The sequence below is a fragment of the Kaistia defluvii genome, from assembly GCF_026343955.1.
In the GTDB taxonomy this organism is placed as follows: Bacteria; Pseudomonadota; Alphaproteobacteria; order Rhizobiales; family Kaistiaceae; genus Kaistia; species Kaistia defluvii.
The window spans coordinates 1-14,654 of sequence record NZ_JAPKNI010000018.1 but is presented as its reverse complement, the minus strand read 5'-3'; the positions used below and the strand labels follow the sequence as shown (position 1 = coordinate 14,654).

The following is a 14,654-nucleotide window of genomic DNA, read 5'->3' as shown; positions in this document are numbered from 1 at the left end:
AGCGGGAGAGGGAGTGCGTCGTGCCAGCCGGAACGCCTGAGCCATAGGTCCGGAGAGTCGTCGCAGCCTTGGGCGTCGGCCATGGGGCGGGAGCCACCAAGCCACCGACACGCCTACCGAAAGCCATCGCCCACTTGTGGGAGAGGGTTGGGTGAGGGTCTTGCTTTCTCTGCGGCGGGATCTCTCCACCGGCACCGACGACCGGAGCCTTGTCCAACCACGACAATGCAGTCGCTCAAGGCGATGCAACGTGCTGCCAGCCCCGGTTCGTCACGGCCGCCGAGGCAGCGAACCACCGTCCGCAAGATATCGACCGCACCGGTCCAAGCGCCCCCCTGCCCGGCAGCGCCAGCCCGAAACGAAAAAGGGCGACCCGAAGGCCGCCCTGATCCAAACCCGAACTACGAGCAGCTTACGCTGCGACGCCTTCCGAAGCCGCTTCTTCAGCCGCTGCGCGGGCGCGGTCCGAAGCGCCCTTGGCGTCGACGTCGCGCTCGACGAACTCGATGACGGCGACCGGGGCGTTATCGCCATGACGGAAGCCGGCCTTCAGAACGCGAAGGTAGCCACCCTGGCGCTCCTGGTAGCGCGGGCCGAGCGTGTCGAACAGCTTCTTGGCTGCCTCGACGTCGCGCAGCTGCGCGATGGCCTGGCGGCGGGCATGCAGGTCGCCGCGCTTGCCGAGCGTGACCAGCTTCTCGACGATCGGACGCAGGTCCTTCGCCTTCGGCAGGGTGGTGACGATCTGCTCGTGCGTGATCAGCGCTACAGCCATGTTCGCGAACATCGCCTTGCGGTGGCTCGCGGTACGGCTGAACTTGCGACCGGAATTACCGTGGCGCATGGCTCTCTCCTCAGTTTATCGACCGGCGGCTCACGCCGTGGGTGCTGTCTTAGTAATGATCTTCGTAACGCTTGGCGAGTTCTTCGATGTTCTCCGGCGGCCAGTTCGTGACCTCCATGCCGAGATGGAGACCCATCTGGGCGAGAACTTCCTTGATCTCGTTGAGCGACTTGCGACCGAAATTCGGCGTCCGCAGCATCTCTGCCTCGGTCTTCTGAATCAGGTCGCCAATATAGACGATATTGTCGTTCTTCAGGCAATTGGCCGAACGGACGGAAAGTTCCAGTTCGTCCACCTTCTTCAGAAGCGACGGGTTGAAGGCCAGCTCCGGAATGGCTTCCGAGACGGTTTCCTTCTGCGGCTCTTCAAAGTTGACGAAGATCGACAGCTGGTCCTGAACGATGCGGGCGGCGTAAGCCACCGCGTCGTCGGGACGGAGCGAACCATCGGTCTCGACCGTAAGCGTCAGCTTGTCATAGTCGAGAACCTGGCCCTCGCGGGTGTTCTCGACGCGGTACGAGACCTTCTTGACCGGCGAATAGATGCTGTCGACGGGGATCAGCCCGATCGGAGCGTCTTCCGCACGGTTGCGGTCGGCAGCGACATAGCCCTTGCCGGTATTGACGGTGAACTCCATGCGGATCTCGGCGCCGTCGTCCAGCGTGCAGAGAACCAGCTCGGGGTTCAGGACCTCGATGTCGCCGACCGTCTGGATGTCGCCAGCGGTGACGACACCCGGACCCGTCTTGCGAACCACCATGCGCTTCGGGCCTTCGCCCTGCATGCGGATGGAGATTTCCTTGATGTTCAGGATGATGTCGGTGACATCTTCCCGCACGCCTGCAATGGAGGAGAACTCATGCAGCACGCCGTCGATCTGGACGGCGGTAACCGCAGCGCCCTGGAGCGACGACAGCAGCACGCGACGCAGCGCATTGCCGAGCGTCAGACCAAAACCGCGCTCAAGAGGTTCTGCCACAACGGTAGCAAGACGCTTGGGATCGGATCCCGGCGTCACCTCGAGCTTGTTCGGCTTGATCAGCTCTTGCCAATTCTTATGGATCACGACCGTATCCTTTCGATCTCGAACGCCGCCCGACGGTTCGGGTAGCGTGGCGCTCCGGCTAAGGGCGGAGCGCCGAATGCCGATACGCAGTGAAGACGGCGCCCACAGAGGACGCCGTCCGAGGCTTTAGACGCGGCGACGCTTGCGCGGCCGGCAGCCATTGTGCGCGATCGGCGTCACATCACGGATCGAGGTGATGGTGAAGCCAGCAGCCTGGAGAGCCCGGAGAGCCGACTCACGACCCGAACCCGGACCGGTGACTTCGACTTCGAGGGTCTTCATGCCGTGTTCAGCGGCCTTGCGGCTCGCGTCTTCAGCAGCCATCTGCGCTGCGTACGGGGTCGACTTGCGCGAACCCTTGAAGCCCATCATGCCAGCCGACGACCAGGAAATCGCATTTCCCTGCGCATCGGTGATGGTGATCATCGTGTTGTTGAACGTCGAGCTCACATGCGCGACGCCCGAGGAGATGTTCTTCCGCTCGCGGCGACGTACGCGCGTTGTGTCCTTGGCCATTCTCTATCCTTACGTTCGATCTCGACACCGCCGTAGTACCGGCGGCTCCACCGGGGGCCTAGCGCCCCGAATTCTGATTTACTTCTTCTTGCCGGCGATCGGCTTGGCCGGACCCTTGCGGGTGCGCGCATTGGTATGCGTGCGCTGGCCGCGAACCGGAAGACCACGGCGGTGACGCAGGCCGCGGTAGCAGCCGAGGTCCATGAGCCGCTTGATGTTCATCGCGACTTCGCGACGCAGATCGCCTTCCACGACGTAGTCGCGGTCGATCGCTTCACGGATCGCCAGCACTTCGGCGTCGGAAAGCTCGTTGACGCGACGCTCGGGAGCGATGTTCGTCTTCGTGATGATGTCCAGCGCGTTCTTCGCGCCGATCCCGTGAATGTACTGGAGCGCGATGACAACGCGCTTGTTCGTCGGGATATTTACGCCTGCGATACGGGCCAATGCCGTCTCCATCTCCAGCCGACGGAACATTCCGTCAGCGCCTCAAAATCCCGCGTCCGGTGGAGGCCGGCTCGTGCGGGCATTCTCTTGCGCAAACAAGCAGTGTCGTCCCCTGAAATATCAGGGAACGCCAAAACCCGTCTGCAGCAGGTCGCGAGCCTTATCGACTCTCGACCTGTTCGTCAAGCCTATCCAGCGTCGTCGCGATATCCGAGGAAACCTCATCGATCGAACGCATGCCGTCTATCTCGATCAAACGGCCGCCCGCCCGGTAATAGGGCGAGATGACCGCAGTATCTCGGTTGTAGGCCGCGAGCCGTGTCTTGAAGACTTCCGGATCGTCGTCCTTGCGGACCGGCTCACCCCGAGCGCGCGTTTCATCGGCGCGCTTGGTGATTCGATCCGTCAGCTTGGACTGGTCGACCTTGAGCTCGACCACGGCGTCCAGCTTCACGCCCTTGCTCGCCAGCATCTTCTCCAGCGCATCCGCCTGCGCGATCGTCCGCGGAAAGCCATCGAGAATGAAACCCTTGCGGGCATCCGCTTCCTCGATCCGATCCGCCACGATCCCGACGACGACATCGTCGGGAACCAGGTTGCCGGCGTCCATGATCGCCTTGGCCTGGAGGCCGATCGGCGTTCCGGCGGCGACCGCCGCCCGCAGCATGTCCCCGGTGGACAGCTGTGGAATTCCGTAACGCTTCACAAGACGCGCAGACTGCGTGCCCTTACCCGCTCCTGGTGGTCCGAGCAGGATAAGTCTCATCGCTTCTTCCCCCGGAGCTTGGACTTCTTGACCAGGCCCTCATACTGATGCGCCAACAGATGGCCCTGGACCTGCGACACCGTGTCCATCGTCACGTTGACGACGATCAGCAGCGACGTGCCACCGAAGTAGAACGGCACGTGGGTAGCCGAAATCAGGGCCTCGGGCAGCAGACAGACAATGACCAGGTAGACGGCGCCCAGAAGGGTGATGCGCGTCAGCACATAGTCGATGTATTCCGCCGTCCTCTGTCCCGGACGAATGCCCGGAATGAATCCGCCATGCTTCTTCAGATTGTCGGCCGTATCCGTCGGATTGAACACGATCGCCGTATAGAAGAAGGCGAAGAACATGATCATCGCCGCATAGAGCAGCATATAGAGCACGGTGCCGTGGCCGAGCAGCGCAACCGTCGACGTCAGCCAGCTCGGCGCACCGCTCGAAGCCGTGAAGTTGGCAATCGTGGCCGGCAGCAGCAGCAGCGAGGACGCGAATATCGGCGGGATGACGCCCGACGTGTTCAGCTTCAGCGGCAGATGCGACGACTCACCCTGGAACATCCGGTTGCCAACCTGGCGCTTCGGATACTGGATGATGAGGCGGCGCTGTGCGCGCTCCATGAACACGATGAAAGCGATCGCGACGACGGCGACGACGGCAACGGCCAGGATGACCCAGGTCGGCAGAGCGCCCTGGCGCCCCAGCTCGAGCATGCCAATCAGCGCATGCGGGAGGTTGGCGACGATACCGGCGAAGATGATCAGCGAAATACCGTTGCCGATACCGCGCGACGTGATCTGCTCACCGATCCACATCAGGAACATCGTGCCGCCAGTCAGCGTGATGACCGTGGCGATCCGGAAGAACATGCCGGGGTCGATGACGATGTTGGTTCCACCCTCGAGACCGACAGCGATGCCATAGGCCTGCACGATGGCCAGCGCTACCGTACCGTACCGCGTGTACTGGTTGATGATCTTGCGACCCGCCTCCCCTTCCTTCTTCAAGGCTTCAAGGGAAGGAACGATCGACGTCATCAGCTGGATGATGATCGACGCGGAGATATACGGCATGATGCCGAGCGCAAAGATCGCCATGCGTCCGACGGCACCGCCGGAGAACATGTTGAACAGGCCCAGGATGCCGGACTGCTGATTGTTGAAGGCGCTAGCCAGCGCTTCCGGGTTGATGCCGGGAAGCGGGATATAGGTGCCGAGCCGATAGACGAGCAGCGCACCCAGTGTGAACCAGATGCGCTTCTTCAGAGCCTCGGCTTTGGCGAAGGCGCCAAAATTGAGATTGGCCGCCAGTTGTTCAGCCGCTGATGCCATTCGCCGCTCCGTTCGGGCCCGGAAACCGGGCCCCAATGCCCCTACCGGGCATCAAGTGGTCTCTCGGAGGCGCCACGACAACCGGCGGCGCCCCTCCCCGAACGACGCAGTTTATTCTGCGTCCGTCTTTTCAGCCTTGACGGCGAGCAGCTTGACGGTACCGCCAGCCTTCTCGACCGCTTCGATGGCGGGCTTGGAAGCGCCTGCGATCTCGAAGTTGACGGCCGTCTTCAGCTCGCCAACGCCCAGCAGACGAACACCGTCCTGAACGCGACGCAGAACGCCGGCTTCCTTGAGCGCTTCGACCGTCACCGGCTTCGTCGCATCGAGCTTGCCCGCGTCGATCGCCGTCTGGACACGGCCGAGGGAGACCTCGTTGTAGTCCTTGGCGAAAATGTTGGTGAAACCGCGCTTCGGCAGACGCCGATGCAGCGGCATCTGGCCGCCTTCAAAGCCCTTGATCGCCACACCCGTGCGCGACTTCTGGCCCTTGACGCCGCGACCACCGGTCTTGCCCTTGCCGGAACCGATACCGCGTCCGACGCGCATACGGTTCTTGCTGGAGCCCGGGTTGTCGTTGATCTCGTTGAGCTTCATCGAACTGGTCCTTCTGGGCTCACGCCTCGTCCACAACGCGGACGAGGTGAGCCACCTTGGCGATCATGCCGCGAACCGCAGGAGTATCCTGCAGCGTCGAACGGCGACGGATCCTGTTGAGGCCGAGGCCGATCAGCGTTGCACGCTGGTCGGCCGGGCGGCGGATCGGGCTGCCGGTCTGCTCGACGGTAACCGTCTGGGCGGCGCCTTCAGATTTCTTGGCCATTGGTCAAATCCTCGAATTCAATCGGGCGCTCACGCCTCGGCGGAAGCTTCGGCTTCGCCGCCGCGACGGGCCTGCAGTGCCGACACCTTGATGCCCCGACGGGCCGCGACGGAACGCGGGCTGTCTTCTGCACTCAGTGCCGCGAAGGTCGCACGCACCATGTTGTACGGGTTCGACGAACCCATCGACTTGGCGACGACGTCCTGGACACCGAGGGTCTCGAACACGGCGCGCATCGGACCACCGGCGATGATGCCGGTACCCGGCGCTGCGGCGCGCAGGAAGACCTTGCCGGCGCCATGGCGACCGAAAACGTCATGATGAAGCGTACGTCCCTCGCGGAGCGGAACCCGAACCAGGCTGCGCTTCGCGGCTTCCGTCGCCTTGCGGATTGCTTCCGGCACTTCACGTGCCTTGCCGTGGCCGAAACCGACCCGGCCCTTCTGGTCGCCGACGACGACGAGGGCTGCGAAGCCGAAACGCCGTCCGCCCTTCACCACCTTCGCGACGCGATTGATGTGAACGAGCTTGTCGACGAATTCGCTGTCGCGCTCTTCCCGCTGCTCTCTGGCCATCGAAAGATCCAATCGTCCTGTGTTACGTGATGACGCGCCTCAGCGCATCAGAAGTCCAGACCGCCCTCGCGAGCGCCATCAGCCAGCGCCTTGACGCGGCCATGAAAAAGATACGCACCGCGGTCGAACACGACCTGGCTCACGCCAGCAGCCTTGGCACGCTCGGCGACGAGCTTGCCAACCGCCTCGGCGGCCGCCTTGTCGGCACCCGTCTTCAGCGCGCCGCGCAGATCCTTCTCGAGCGACGAAGCCGCGGCGAGGGTACGCCCCTCGGCATCGTCGATGATCTGGGCATAGATATGCTCCGACGAGCGATACACGCTGAGCCGGGGACGTCCGTTCGCAACCTTGCGGAGCGCCCGGCGGACGCGCGCAGCGCGACGGTCCTGCAGATTATTTGCCATGACGGGCTCCGTTTACTTCTTCTTGCCTTCCTTGCGGAAGATCGTTTCGGTGGCGTACTTGACGCCCTTGCCCTTGTAAGGCTCGGGGCTGCGATATTCGCGAATCTCGGCCGCGACCTGGCCGACGCGCTGCTTGTCCATACCCGAAACAATGATCTCGACCGGGCGCGGCGTCACGATCGTGATGCCTTCCGGGATCGCATAGACCACGTCATGGCTATAGCCAAGAGCGAGCTGCAGGTTCGTGCCCTGAACGGCAGCGCGGTAACCCACGCCGTTGATCTCGAGCTTCTTGGTGAAGCCCTCGGTCACGCCCTTCATCAGATTCGAAATCATCGTGCGCGACATACCCCAAGCGGCGCGAGCCGGCTTGCTGTCATCACGCGGGGCGACCTGAACGCCCGCTTCCGTCAGTTCAACTTCGACGTGCTCCGTGAAGTCGAAGGACATTTCGCCCTTCGGACCCTTCACAGAAACCGTCTGGCCGTTGATCGTAGCCGTTACGCCCTTGGGCACCGCTACCGGCTTCTTACCAATACGAGACATCAGACAAATCCGTCCGGTTCGTGTTTCGCCATCAACCAGATCAGAATACCTGGCAAAGAACCTCGCCGCCGACATTCTGGTCGCGGGCATCCGTATCCGACATCACGCCCTTCGGCGTGGAGAGGATGGACACGCCGAGACCATTCTTGACCTGCGGAATGTTCTTGACCGAGGCATAGACCCGGCGACCCGGCTTCGAGACACGCTCGATGGTGCGGATCACAGGCTCGCCATCATAATACTTCAGTTCGATCTCGATCACCGGGCGGCCATCGCCGCTGTCCACCGACGCAAAGCCACGAATGTAGCCTTCCGACTGCAGCACTCCGAGAACGTTCTCGCGCAGCTTGGAAGCGGGAGTCGAAACCTTCGACATCCGGCGCATCTGAGCATTGCGGATACGGGTGAGCATATCACCCAGAGGATCGGTCATTGTCATCGGACCGTGCTCCTTACCAGCTCGACTTGACGAGGCCCGGGATCAACCCCAGCGACCCGAGTTCGCGCAATGCAATACGCGACATCATCAGCTTGCGATAGACACCACGCGGGCGGCCCGTCACTTCGCAACGATTGCGGATGCGCGTCTCGGACGCGTTCCGCGGCAGCTCTGCCAGCTTGAGGCGCGCCTGGAAGCGTTCCTCGAGCGACAGGCTCTCGTCATTGGCCACAGCCTTCAGGCGATCGCGCTTGGGAGCATACTGCTTCGCAAGCTTGCGGCGCCGGTTGTTCTTCTCGATCGAGCTCTTCTTAGCCATCGATAATCCCTCGTCCTATCCCGGCACCGGTTACTGGCGGAACGGGAAGTTCATCGCCTTCAGAAGGGCGCGAGCTTCCTCGTCAGTCTTGGCCGTGGTGCAGACGATCACGTCCATTCCCCAGACCTGATCAATCTTGTCGTAATTGATCTCCGGGAAAATCAGATGCTCCTTGATGCCCATGGCGAAGTTGCCACGACCGTCAAAGCTCTTCGGATTGAGCCCGCGGAAGTCGCGAACGCGCGGCAGCGCGATCGTGACCAGGCGATCCAGGAATTCGTACATCCGCGACTTGCGCAGCGTAACCTTGCCACCGATCGGCATGTGCTCGCGCAGCTTGAAAGTCGCGATGGACTTCGAGGCCTTGGTCACAGCGGGCTTCTGACCGGCGATGAGCGCCAGATCACCAAGGGCCGTACCGACCTTCTTGGAATCATTGACGGCTTCGCCGATGCCCATGTTCAGCACGATCTTCTCCAGACGAGGAACCTGCATCGGGTTCTTGTACCCGAACTCCTCGACGAGCTTCGCCCGAACTTCGTCTTCATAGAACTTCTTGAGCCGCGGCTCGTAAGCTGCCTCAGCCATCGATCACATCTCCCGAACGCTTTGCGACGCGTTGCTTGCGCCCGTCTTCGGTCACTTTAAAGCCGACGCGGGTCGGCTTGCCGTCCTTGGGGTCCGCCAGGGCGACATTCGACAGATGGATCGTGAGCTCCTTGGCAACAATGCCGCCCTGCTCGCTCGCCGTCTGCTTCTGGTGCTTGCGCGCGACGTTCACACCACGCACGACGGCGCGGTCTTCGGTCGGGATCACGCGGAGCACTTCGCCCGACTTACCCTTGTCCTTACCCGTGAGGACGACGACGTTGTCGCCCTTCTTGATCTTGGCAGCCATCACAGCACCTCCGGCGCGAGCGAGATGATCTTCATGTGGTTCTTCGCGCGAAGCTCACGCGGAACCGGTCCGAAGATACGAGTCCCGATCGGCTCCTTCTGGTTGTTGATCAGAACCGCCGCATTCTTGTCGAAACGGATGACACTGCCATCCGCGCGACGGATATCCTTAGCTGTGCGAACGACGACCGCCTTCATGACGTCGCCCTTCTTCACGCGACCCCGCGGGATCGCCTCCTTGATCGACACGACGATGATGTCGCCGACCGAGGCGTACTTCCGCTTGGAACCGCCGAGAACCTTGATGCACATCACACGACGAGCGCCGGAATTATCCGCCACGTCGAGGTTAGTCTGCATCTGAATCATGACTGGCCGCCTACTTTTCTGGTCGCCACCGATCCGAAGGGATCAGCAGCAACGAACCTTATCCAGTGCCTTACTTATCGCCCGACTGCTCGGAGATAACGACCCAGCGCTTATTCTTCGAGATCGGCGCGGTCTCTTGGATCGAGACGATATCGCCAATCTTGTGAACATTGCCCTCGTCATGGGCATGGTACTTCTTCGTCCGCCGCACGGTCTTCTTCATGACCGGGTGCGTGAAGCGCCGCTCGACCAGAACGACGACAGTCTTGTCGGTCTTGTCGCTGACGACGCTGCCCTGCAGAACGCGTTTCGGCATTGTCGCCTCCTCAGCGCTTGTCCGCCGCGCTCTTCTGCGCAGCGATGGTCTTGATCCTGGCGATGTCGCGGCGAACCTGCCGGACACGCGCCGTGTTTTCGAGCTGTCCGGTAGCCCGCTGAAAGCGCAGGTTGAACTGCTCCTTCTTCAGGTTTCCGAGCTCGGTATCGAGCTGGTCGGCGGTCTGCAGCCGAACGTCTTTCGCCTTCATGGCAGTATCCTCGTCCGTTCGCCGATCAATCGGCGATGCGCTGTACGAAGCGCGTCTTGATCGGGAGCTTCGCCGCGCCGAGGCGGAGCGCCTCGCGGGCAGTCTCCTCGTCGACACCGTCGATCTCAAACATGATCCGGCCAGGCTTGACGCGGGAGGCCCAGAACTCGGGCGCTCCCTTACCTTTACCCATTCGGACTTCGGTCGGCTTCGACGTGACGGGCACATCCGGGAAAATCCGGATCCACACACGACCGGCACGCTTCATAGCACGTGTAATCGCACGGCGGGCCGCTTCGATCTGTCGCGCTGTTACGCGTTCCGGCTCGAGGGCCTTGAGGCCGAACCCGCCGAAGTTCAGATCCGTACCACCCTTGGCAACGCCATGGATACGGCCCTTGAACTGCTTGCGGAACTTGGTGCGCTTCGGTTGCAGCATTTCTGTTCTCTCTCGCCCTCAGGTCGACCGATTAGGCCGCGGAGTCGCGACGACGAGTATTCGAGCCCTGCTCGTTACCCTCAGTCTGGCGACGCTCGGAAGCCATCGGATCGTGCTCGAGGATCTCACCCTTGAAGATCCACACCTTGATGCCGCACGTGCCATAGGCCGTGTGCGCCGTCGCGGTGCCATAGTCAATGTCTGCGCGCAGCGTGTGCAGCGGAACGCGACCTTCGCGGTACCATTCCAGACGCGCAATTTCCGCGCCGCCGAGACGGCCGCCGGCGTTGATGCGGATGCCCTGGGCACCCAGACGCATCGCCGACTGAACGGCACGCTTCATCGCGCGGCGGAACGCAACGCGGCGCTCCAGCTGCTGTGCGATCGAGGCAGCCACCAGGGTCGCGTCGATTTCCGGCTTGCGCACTTCGACGATATTGAGATGCACTTCGCTGTCGGTCAGCTTGCCGACCAGCTTGCGAAGCTTCTCGATATCGGCACCCTTCTTGCCGATGACGATACCCGGACGAGCCGAGTAAATCGTCACGCGGCACTTACGGTGCGGGCGCTCGATCACGATCTTGGAGACCGCGGCCTGCTTCAGCTCGACCATGAGCTTTTCGCGGATCCGCATGTCCTCATGAAGCAGCTTGCCGTATTCGCCCTTGTTGGCGAACCAGCGGCTGTCCCACGTCCGGTTGATACCGAGGCGGAGGCCAATCGGATTGACTTTCTGGCCCATTATGCAGCCTCCTCGGTTTCACGCACCACGATGGTGAGGTGCGAAAACGGCTTCTCGATCCGGCCGACACGACCGCGAGCCCGCGGCGTCCAGCGCTTCATGACCAGGGCCTTGCCGACAAACGCTTCGGCAACGACCAGCGAATCAACGTCGAGATCGTGATTGTTCTCGGCGTTTGCGATCGCTGATTCCAGCGTCTTTTTGACGTCCAGTGCGATCCGCTTGTTCGAGAAGGTCAGATCGGCCAGAGCCGCGCTTGCCTTCTTGCCCCGGATCAGCTGGGCGACGAGATTGAGCTTGCGCGGAGAGACACGGATCATCCGCGTGATGGCGCGGGCCTCGGTGTCTTTCAGCGCGCGTTCGCGCTTCGGCTTGCCCATGTTACTTCCTCTTCGCCTTCTTGTCGGCCGTGTGGCCATAGTAGGTCCGGCTCGGCGAGAACTCGCCGAACTTGTGGCCAACCATGTCCTCGTTGACGATGACCGGAACGTGCTTCTGGCCGTTATAGACGCCAAACGTCAAGCCCACAAACTGGGGCAGGATCGTGGAGCGACGGCTCCAGATCTTGATAACCTCGCCACGACCCGAAGAGCGGCTCTTCTCTGCCTTGCGCAGGAGATAACCGTCGACGAACGGGCCTTTCCAAATAGAACGAGCCACGGACAGCCTCTCTCTTACTTGCTCTTGCGCAGATGACGGCTGCGCGCGATGAACTTGTCGGTCGACTTATTATTGCGGGTCTTCTTGCCCTTGGTCGGCTTGCCCCAGGGCGTGACCGGATGACGGCCACCCGAGGTGCGGCCTTCACCACCGCCATGCGGATGGTCGACCGGGTTCATGGCGACACCGCGCACGCTCGGACGCTTGCCAAGCCAACGATTACGACCGGCCTTGCCGAGCGAGATGTTGGAATGGTCAGGGTTCGAAACCGCGCCGATCGTGGCCATGCAGGTCTGGTGAACCAGGCGCTGCTCGCCCGAATTCAGGCGAAGAATGGCCATGCCCGCGTCGCGACCAACATACTGTGCATAAGCACCGGCCGACCGTGCGATCTGACCGCCCTTGCCGGGCTTCATCTCGACATTGTGCACGATCGTGCCGACCGGCATCGCGCCGAGCGGCATGGCGTTGCCGGGCTTCACGTCGGCCTGGGCCGATGCAATGACCTTGTCGCCAACGGCCAGGCGCTGCGGCGCCAGGATGTAGCTCAGCTCACCGTCTTCATACTTGATGAGGGCGATGAAGGCCGTACGGTTCGGATCGTATTCGATCCGCTCGACGACAGCCGGAATGTCGCGCTTGTTCCGCTTGAAATCGATCAGGCGGTAGGTGCGCTTGTGGCCACCGCCACGGCCATAGGCCGTGACGCGTCCGAGATTGTTGCGACCGCCGCTCTGGCGGAGACCGACCGTCAAGCCCTTGACGGGCTTGCCGGCGTAGAGCTCCGAGCGATCGACGAGAACGAGCTGGCGCTGTCCCGGCGTTGTCGGCTTGTAGTGCTTGAGAGCCATGGCTTCAGCCTATTTTCTTCGCGTCAGAGACCGGTAGAAACGTCGATCGACTGACCTTCAGCCAGCGTCACGATCGCCTTCTTGACGTCGCTCTGCTTGCCCACGATACCGCGGAAGCGCTTCACCTTGCCCTTGCGGACCAGGGTGTTGACGCCCGTGACCTTAACCTTGAACAGCGCTTCGACAGCCGCCTTGATTTCGGGCTTCGTCGCGGTCTTCAGAACGTTGAAGACGACCTTGCTCTGTTCGGTGGCAATGGTCGACTTCTCGCTCAGCACCGGGCTGCGGATGATGTCGTAATGCGACAGATTGCTCATTTGAACCGCTCCTGCAGCGCTTCGACCGCAGCCTTGGTCAGCACGAGCTTCTCGCGGCGCAGAATGTCGTACACGTTGATGCCCTGCACCGGCAGAACGTCGATGTGCGGCACGTTCCGGGTTGCGAGCCCGAAGTTCTCATTGACCGACGCGCCGTCGATGATCAGCGCATTGGCCCAACCCAGCTTGGCGAGGTTCTCGCGAACCGCCTTCGTCTTCGGCGCATCGATGGCGATGTCCGAGACGATGACCAGGTTGTCGCCCCGGGCCTTGGCCGAGAGCGCATGCTTCAGAGCAAGCTGGCGGAACTTCTTGGTCAGGTCATGCGCATGGCTGCGCACCACCGGACCGAAGGCCTTGCCGCCGCCGCGGAACTGCGGCGCAGTCTTGGCACCGTGGCGTGCGCCGCCGGTACCCTTCTGCTTGTACATCTTCTTGGTCGTGCCGGAGACTTCCGAGCGACCCTTCGACTTGTGGGTGCCAGCCTGGCGCTTGGCCAGCTGCCACCGCACCATGCGGTGCAGGATGTCGCCGCGCGGCTCGAGACCGAAGATCTCGTCCGAGAGCGAGATCTCGCCTGCTGCCGTACCGTCGAGCTTGGTGACCTTAATATCCATCATTCGGCCTCCTTCGCTTCGACCGCAACTTCAGCCGCCGCGCCGTTCTTGCGGATGGCGCCGGGAACCGGAGCATCCTTGGGAAGTGCGCGCTTGACCGCATCGCGAACCTCGATCCAGCCGCCCTTGGCGCCGGGAACGGCACCCTCGACCATGATCAGGCCGCGCTCGACATCCGTGCGAACGACCTTGAGGTTCTGAGTGGTCACGCGGACATCGCCCATGTGACCAGCCATCTTCTTGTTCTTGAACACCTTGCCCGGGTCCTGGCGCTGGCCAGTCGAACCGTGCACACGATGCGATACCGAGTTACCGTGTGTCGCGCGGCCACCACTGAAGTTGTGGCGCTTCATGACACCGGCAAAACCCTTACCGATCGAGGTGCCGCTAACGTCGACGAACTGTCCGACGACGAAATGCTCGGCGGTGAGCTCGGCACCAACCTCGATGAGGTTGTCCGGGGTCACACGGAACTCCGTGACCTTGCGCTTTGGCTCGACCTCGGCCTTGGCGAAATGACCACGCTCAGCCTTGGGCGTGTTCTTCACCTTGGCGAGACCGCTTCCAAGCTGGACCGCGGTGTAACCGTTCTTATCTTCCGTCCGATGAGCGACAACCTGACAGTTGTCCAGCTTCAGCACCGTTACCGGCACCTGCTCGCCTGCATCCGTATAGATGCGGGTCATGCCCACCTTCTGTGCGATCAATCCAGAGCGCATTCTATCCTCGCTCGCCTCAGAGCTTAATTTCGACGTCCACACCGGCCGCCAGGTCGAGCTTCATAAGCGCGTCCACGGTCTGCGGTGTGGGGTCGACGATGTCGAGAAGACGCTTATGCGTCCGCATCTCGAACTGCTCACGGCTTTTTTTGTCGATATGCGGCGACCGGTTCACGGTGAACTTCTCAATTTGCGTGGGAAGTGGCACCGGGCCTACAACGCGGGCACCAGTACGCTTTGCCGTGTTCACGATCTCTCGCGTGGATGCATCGAGAATCCGATGATCGAACGCTTTGAGCCGGATCCGGATATTCTGACCGTTCATCGATTTCTGTCCTCAGGTGACATGGGCACACGACACCGCCGTGTGCCCGGTCCGGCCGACCTTACTTAATGATGCTGGCGACGACGCCGGCGCCGACGGTACGACCGCCTTCACG

The 14,654-nt window shown here is 62.0% G+C and carries 27 protein-coding genes; all 27 read right to left on the bottom strand.

Annotated features, from left to right (window positions below):
- Positions 1–412: 412 nt before the first annotated feature.
- The 27 genes from rplQ to rpsJ all read right to left on the bottom strand — a co-directional run bounded on the left by rplQ (position 413) and on the right by rpsJ (position 14,539).
- Positions 413–844, bottom strand: a complete 432-nt coding sequence (gene rplQ / locus OSH10_RS22795; RefSeq protein WP_266335051.1) for a 50S ribosomal protein L17 — start codon at positions 842–844, stop codon at positions 413–415.
- 49 nt (positions 845–893) lie between these two features.
- Positions 894–1,910, bottom strand: coding sequence for a DNA-directed RNA polymerase subunit alpha (locus OSH10_RS22790; protein WP_266335049.1), 1,017 nt, complete (start codon positions 1,908–1,910; stop codon positions 894–896).
- 126 nt (positions 1,911–2,036) lie between these two features.
- Positions 2,037–2,426 (bottom strand): 30S ribosomal protein S11, encoded by a 390-nt coding sequence (gene rpsK / locus OSH10_RS22785; RefSeq protein ID WP_266335047.1) that lies wholly within the window; start codon positions 2,424–2,426, stop codon positions 2,037–2,039.
- A gap of 78 nt (positions 2,427–2,504) precedes the next feature.
- Positions 2,505–2,873 carry a 30S ribosomal protein S13 gene (gene rpsM / locus OSH10_RS22780; RefSeq protein WP_026304634.1) on the bottom strand — a complete coding sequence of 123 codons (369 nt, stop codon included), beginning with the start codon at positions 2,871–2,873 and terminating at the stop codon, positions 2,505–2,507.
- A 160-nt stretch (positions 2,874–3,033) separates the two neighbouring features.
- Positions 3,034–3,639: an adenylate kinase gene (locus OSH10_RS22775; RefSeq protein ID WP_266335043.1), complete on the bottom strand. Its 606-nt coding sequence runs from the start codon at positions 3,637–3,639 to the stop codon at positions 3,034–3,036.
- Positions 3,636–4,970 carry a preprotein translocase subunit SecY gene (gene secY, locus OSH10_RS22770; protein ID WP_266335041.1) on the bottom strand — a complete coding sequence of 445 codons (1,335 nt, stop codon included), beginning with the start codon at positions 4,968–4,970 and terminating at the stop codon, positions 3,636–3,638. Before secY ends, OSH10_RS22775 begins: the two co-directional genes overlap by 4 nt.
- Positions 4,971–5,081: 111 nt before the next feature.
- On the bottom strand, positions 5,082–5,567 hold the full coding sequence (gene rplO, locus OSH10_RS22765; protein WP_266335039.1) for a 50S ribosomal protein L15: 486 nt from the start codon (positions 5,565–5,567) through the stop codon (positions 5,082–5,084).
- A 19-nt stretch (positions 5,568–5,586) separates the two neighbouring features.
- Positions 5,587–5,793: a 50S ribosomal protein L30 gene (rpmD, locus tag OSH10_RS22760; RefSeq protein WP_266335037.1), complete on the bottom strand. Its 207-nt coding sequence runs from the start codon at positions 5,791–5,793 to the stop codon at positions 5,587–5,589.
- A 29-nt stretch (positions 5,794–5,822) separates the two neighbouring features.
- The gene (rpsE, locus tag OSH10_RS22755) at positions 5,823–6,368 is read right to left on the bottom strand and encodes a 30S ribosomal protein S5 (protein ID WP_266335035.1); all 546 of its coding nucleotides are present in this window, start codon (positions 6,366–6,368) and stop codon (positions 5,823–5,825) included.
- Positions 6,369–6,415: 47 nt separating this feature from the next.
- A complete protein-coding gene (gene rplR, locus OSH10_RS22750; RefSeq protein ID WP_266335033.1) occupies positions 6,416–6,772 on the bottom strand; it encodes a 50S ribosomal protein L18 in 357 nt (118 codons plus the stop codon).
- A gap of 12 nt (positions 6,773–6,784) precedes the next feature.
- Positions 6,785–7,318 carry a 50S ribosomal protein L6 gene (rplF, locus tag OSH10_RS22745; protein WP_266335031.1) on the bottom strand — a complete coding sequence of 178 codons (534 nt, stop codon included), beginning with the start codon at positions 7,316–7,318 and terminating at the stop codon, positions 6,785–6,787.
- 40 nt (positions 7,319–7,358) lie between these two features.
- Complete coding sequence (rpsH, locus tag OSH10_RS22740; protein ID WP_266335029.1) at positions 7,359–7,757, bottom strand: 30S ribosomal protein S8; 399 nt, start codon at positions 7,755–7,757, stop codon at positions 7,359–7,361.
- Positions 7,758–7,770: 13 nt separating this feature from the next.
- A complete protein-coding gene (gene rpsN, locus OSH10_RS22735) occupies positions 7,771–8,076 on the bottom strand; it encodes a 30S ribosomal protein S14 (RefSeq protein ID WP_266335027.1) in 306 nt (101 codons plus the stop codon).
- A 30-nt stretch (positions 8,077–8,106) separates the two neighbouring features.
- Entirely contained in the window at positions 8,107–8,664 is a 558-nt protein-coding gene (gene rplE, locus OSH10_RS22730; protein WP_266335025.1) for a 50S ribosomal protein L5, read from the bottom strand.
- Entirely contained in the window at positions 8,657–8,974 is a 318-nt protein-coding gene (gene rplX, locus OSH10_RS22725; protein ID WP_266335023.1) for a 50S ribosomal protein L24, read from the bottom strand. The genes rplE and rplX overlap by 8 nt, the downstream gene beginning before the upstream one ends.
- The gene (gene rplN / locus OSH10_RS22720; protein ID WP_018184914.1) at positions 8,974–9,342 is read right to left on the bottom strand and encodes a 50S ribosomal protein L14; all 369 of its coding nucleotides are present in this window, start codon (positions 9,340–9,342) and stop codon (positions 8,974–8,976) included. Before rplN ends, rplX begins: the two co-directional genes overlap by 1 nt.
- 70 nt (positions 9,343–9,412) lie before the next feature.
- Positions 9,413–9,658, bottom strand: coding sequence for a 30S ribosomal protein S17 (gene rpsQ, locus OSH10_RS22715; RefSeq protein WP_266335021.1), 246 nt, complete (start codon positions 9,656–9,658; stop codon positions 9,413–9,415).
- A 10-nt stretch (positions 9,659–9,668) separates the two neighbouring features.
- Complete coding sequence (rpmC, locus tag OSH10_RS22710; RefSeq protein WP_266335019.1) at positions 9,669–9,869, bottom strand: 50S ribosomal protein L29; 201 nt, start codon at positions 9,867–9,869, stop codon at positions 9,669–9,671.
- 25 nt (positions 9,870–9,894) lie between these two features.
- Positions 9,895–10,308 carry a 50S ribosomal protein L16 gene (gene rplP / locus OSH10_RS22705; RefSeq protein ID WP_018184911.1) on the bottom strand — a complete coding sequence of 138 codons (414 nt, stop codon included), beginning with the start codon at positions 10,306–10,308 and terminating at the stop codon, positions 9,895–9,897.
- Between the two features lie 31 nt (positions 10,309–10,339).
- Positions 10,340–11,050 (bottom strand): 30S ribosomal protein S3, encoded by a 711-nt coding sequence (gene rpsC / locus OSH10_RS22700; RefSeq protein ID WP_266335016.1) that lies wholly within the window; start codon positions 11,048–11,050, stop codon positions 10,340–10,342.
- Complete coding sequence (gene rplV / locus OSH10_RS22695) at positions 11,050–11,430, bottom strand: 50S ribosomal protein L22 (protein WP_266335014.1); 381 nt, start codon at positions 11,428–11,430, stop codon at positions 11,050–11,052. The genes rpsC and rplV overlap by 1 nt, the downstream gene beginning before the upstream one ends.
- 1 nt (position 11,431) lies before the next feature.
- Positions 11,432–11,710 carry a 30S ribosomal protein S19 gene (gene rpsS / locus OSH10_RS22690; protein WP_018184908.1) on the bottom strand — a complete coding sequence of 93 codons (279 nt, stop codon included), beginning with the start codon at positions 11,708–11,710 and terminating at the stop codon, positions 11,432–11,434.
- Between the two features lie 14 nt (positions 11,711–11,724).
- Positions 11,725–12,561: a 50S ribosomal protein L2 gene (rplB, locus tag OSH10_RS22685; RefSeq protein ID WP_266335012.1), complete on the bottom strand. Its 837-nt coding sequence runs from the start codon at positions 12,559–12,561 to the stop codon at positions 11,725–11,727.
- Positions 12,562–12,584: 23 nt separating this feature from the next.
- The gene (locus OSH10_RS22680; protein ID WP_018184906.1) at positions 12,585–12,878 is read right to left on the bottom strand and encodes a 50S ribosomal protein L23; all 294 of its coding nucleotides are present in this window, start codon (positions 12,876–12,878) and stop codon (positions 12,585–12,587) included.
- Complete coding sequence (gene rplD / locus OSH10_RS22675; RefSeq protein ID WP_266335053.1) at positions 12,875–13,495, bottom strand: 50S ribosomal protein L4; 621 nt, start codon at positions 13,493–13,495, stop codon at positions 12,875–12,877. Before rplD ends, OSH10_RS22680 begins: the two co-directional genes overlap by 4 nt.
- Complete coding sequence (gene rplC / locus OSH10_RS22670) at positions 13,495–14,214, bottom strand: 50S ribosomal protein L3 (RefSeq protein ID WP_266335009.1); 720 nt, start codon at positions 14,212–14,214, stop codon at positions 13,495–13,497. Before rplC ends, rplD begins: the two co-directional genes overlap by 1 nt.
- A gap of 16 nt (positions 14,215–14,230) precedes the next feature.
- Positions 14,231–14,539 carry a 30S ribosomal protein S10 gene (gene rpsJ / locus OSH10_RS22665; protein WP_018184903.1) on the bottom strand — a complete coding sequence of 103 codons (309 nt, stop codon included), beginning with the start codon at positions 14,537–14,539 and terminating at the stop codon, positions 14,231–14,233.
- Between the last annotated feature and the right edge of the window lie 115 nt (positions 14,540–14,654).

What these genes read in the sequence shown, in the direction of transcription:
- rpsJ (WP_018184903.1), bottom strand. Translation starts at nt 14,539, where the DNA reads ATGAACGGTCAGAATATCCGGATCCGGCTCAAAGCGTTCGATCATCGG.
- rplF (WP_266335031.1), bottom strand. Translation starts at nt 7,318, where the DNA reads ATGTCTCGTATTGGTAAGAAGCCGGTAGCGGTGCCCAAGGGCGTAACG.
- rplB (WP_266335012.1), bottom strand. Translation starts at nt 12,561, where the DNA reads ATGGCTCTCAAGCACTACAAGCCGACAACGCCGGGACAGCGCCAGCTC.
- rplC (WP_266335009.1), bottom strand. Translation starts at nt 14,214, where the DNA reads ATGCGCTCTGGATTGATCGCACAGAAGGTGGGCATGACCCGCATCTAT.
- rplP (WP_018184911.1), bottom strand. Translation starts at nt 10,308, where the DNA reads ATGCTGCAACCGAAGCGCACCAAGTTCCGCAAGCAGTTCAAGGGCCGT.
- rplV (WP_266335014.1), bottom strand. Translation starts at nt 11,430, where the DNA reads ATGGGCAAGCCGAAGCGCGAACGCGCGCTGAAAGACACCGAGGCCCGC.
- rplX (WP_266335023.1), bottom strand. Translation starts at nt 8,974, where the DNA reads ATGGCTGCCAAGATCAAGAAGGGCGACAACGTCGTCGTCCTCACGGGT.
- rpsK (WP_266335047.1), bottom strand. Translation starts at nt 2,426, where the DNA reads ATGGCCAAGGACACAACGCGCGTACGTCGCCGCGAGCGGAAGAACATC.
- rplE (WP_266335025.1), bottom strand. Translation starts at nt 8,664, where the DNA reads ATGGCTGAGGCAGCTTACGAGCCGCGGCTCAAGAAGTTCTATGAAGAC.
- rpsC (WP_266335016.1), bottom strand. Translation starts at nt 11,050, where the DNA reads ATGGGCCAGAAAGTCAATCCGATTGGCCTCCGCCTCGGTATCAACCGG.
- OSH10_RS22680 (WP_018184906.1), bottom strand. Translation starts at nt 12,878, where the DNA reads ATGAGCAATCTGTCGCATTACGACATCATCCGCAGCCCGGTGCTGAGC.
- rplD (WP_266335053.1), bottom strand. Translation starts at nt 13,495, where the DNA reads ATGGATATTAAGGTCACCAAGCTCGACGGTACGGCAGCAGGCGAGATC.
- rpmC (WP_266335019.1), bottom strand. Translation starts at nt 9,869, where the DNA reads ATGAAGGCGAAAGACGTTCGGCTGCAGACCGCCGACCAGCTCGATACC.
- rpsQ (WP_266335021.1), bottom strand. Translation starts at nt 9,658, where the DNA reads ATGCCGAAACGCGTTCTGCAGGGCAGCGTCGTCAGCGACAAGACCGAC.
- rplQ (WP_266335051.1), bottom strand. Translation starts at nt 844, where the DNA reads ATGCGCCACGGTAATTCCGGTCGCAAGTTCAGCCGTACCGCGAGCCAC.
- rplR (WP_266335033.1), bottom strand. Translation starts at nt 6,772, where the DNA reads ATGGCAAATAATCTGCAGGACCGTCGCGCTGCGCGCGTCCGCCGGGCG.
- rpsE (WP_266335035.1), bottom strand. Translation starts at nt 6,368, where the DNA reads ATGGCCAGAGAGCAGCGGGAAGAGCGCGACAGCGAATTCGTCGACAAG.
- rplO (WP_266335039.1), bottom strand. Translation starts at nt 5,567, where the DNA reads ATGAAGCTCAACGAGATCAACGACAACCCGGGCTCCAGCAAGAACCGT.
- secY (WP_266335041.1), bottom strand. Translation starts at nt 4,970, where the DNA reads ATGGCATCAGCGGCTGAACAACTGGCGGCCAATCTCAATTTTGGCGCC.
- OSH10_RS22775 (WP_266335043.1), bottom strand. Translation starts at nt 3,639, where the DNA reads ATGAGACTTATCCTGCTCGGACCACCAGGAGCGGGTAAGGGCACGCAG.
- rpmD (WP_266335037.1), bottom strand. Translation starts at nt 5,793, where the DNA reads ATGGCCAAGAAATCTGAAGGCGCCGCCCAGACGGTTACCGTCGAGCAG.
- rplN (WP_018184914.1), bottom strand. Translation starts at nt 9,342, where the DNA reads ATGATTCAGATGCAGACTAACCTCGACGTGGCGGATAATTCCGGCGCT.
- rpsH (WP_266335029.1), bottom strand. Translation starts at nt 7,757, where the DNA reads ATGACAATGACCGATCCTCTGGGTGATATGCTCACCCGTATCCGCAAT.
- rpsN (WP_266335027.1), bottom strand. Translation starts at nt 8,076, where the DNA reads ATGGCTAAGAAGAGCTCGATCGAGAAGAACAACCGGCGCCGCAAGCTT.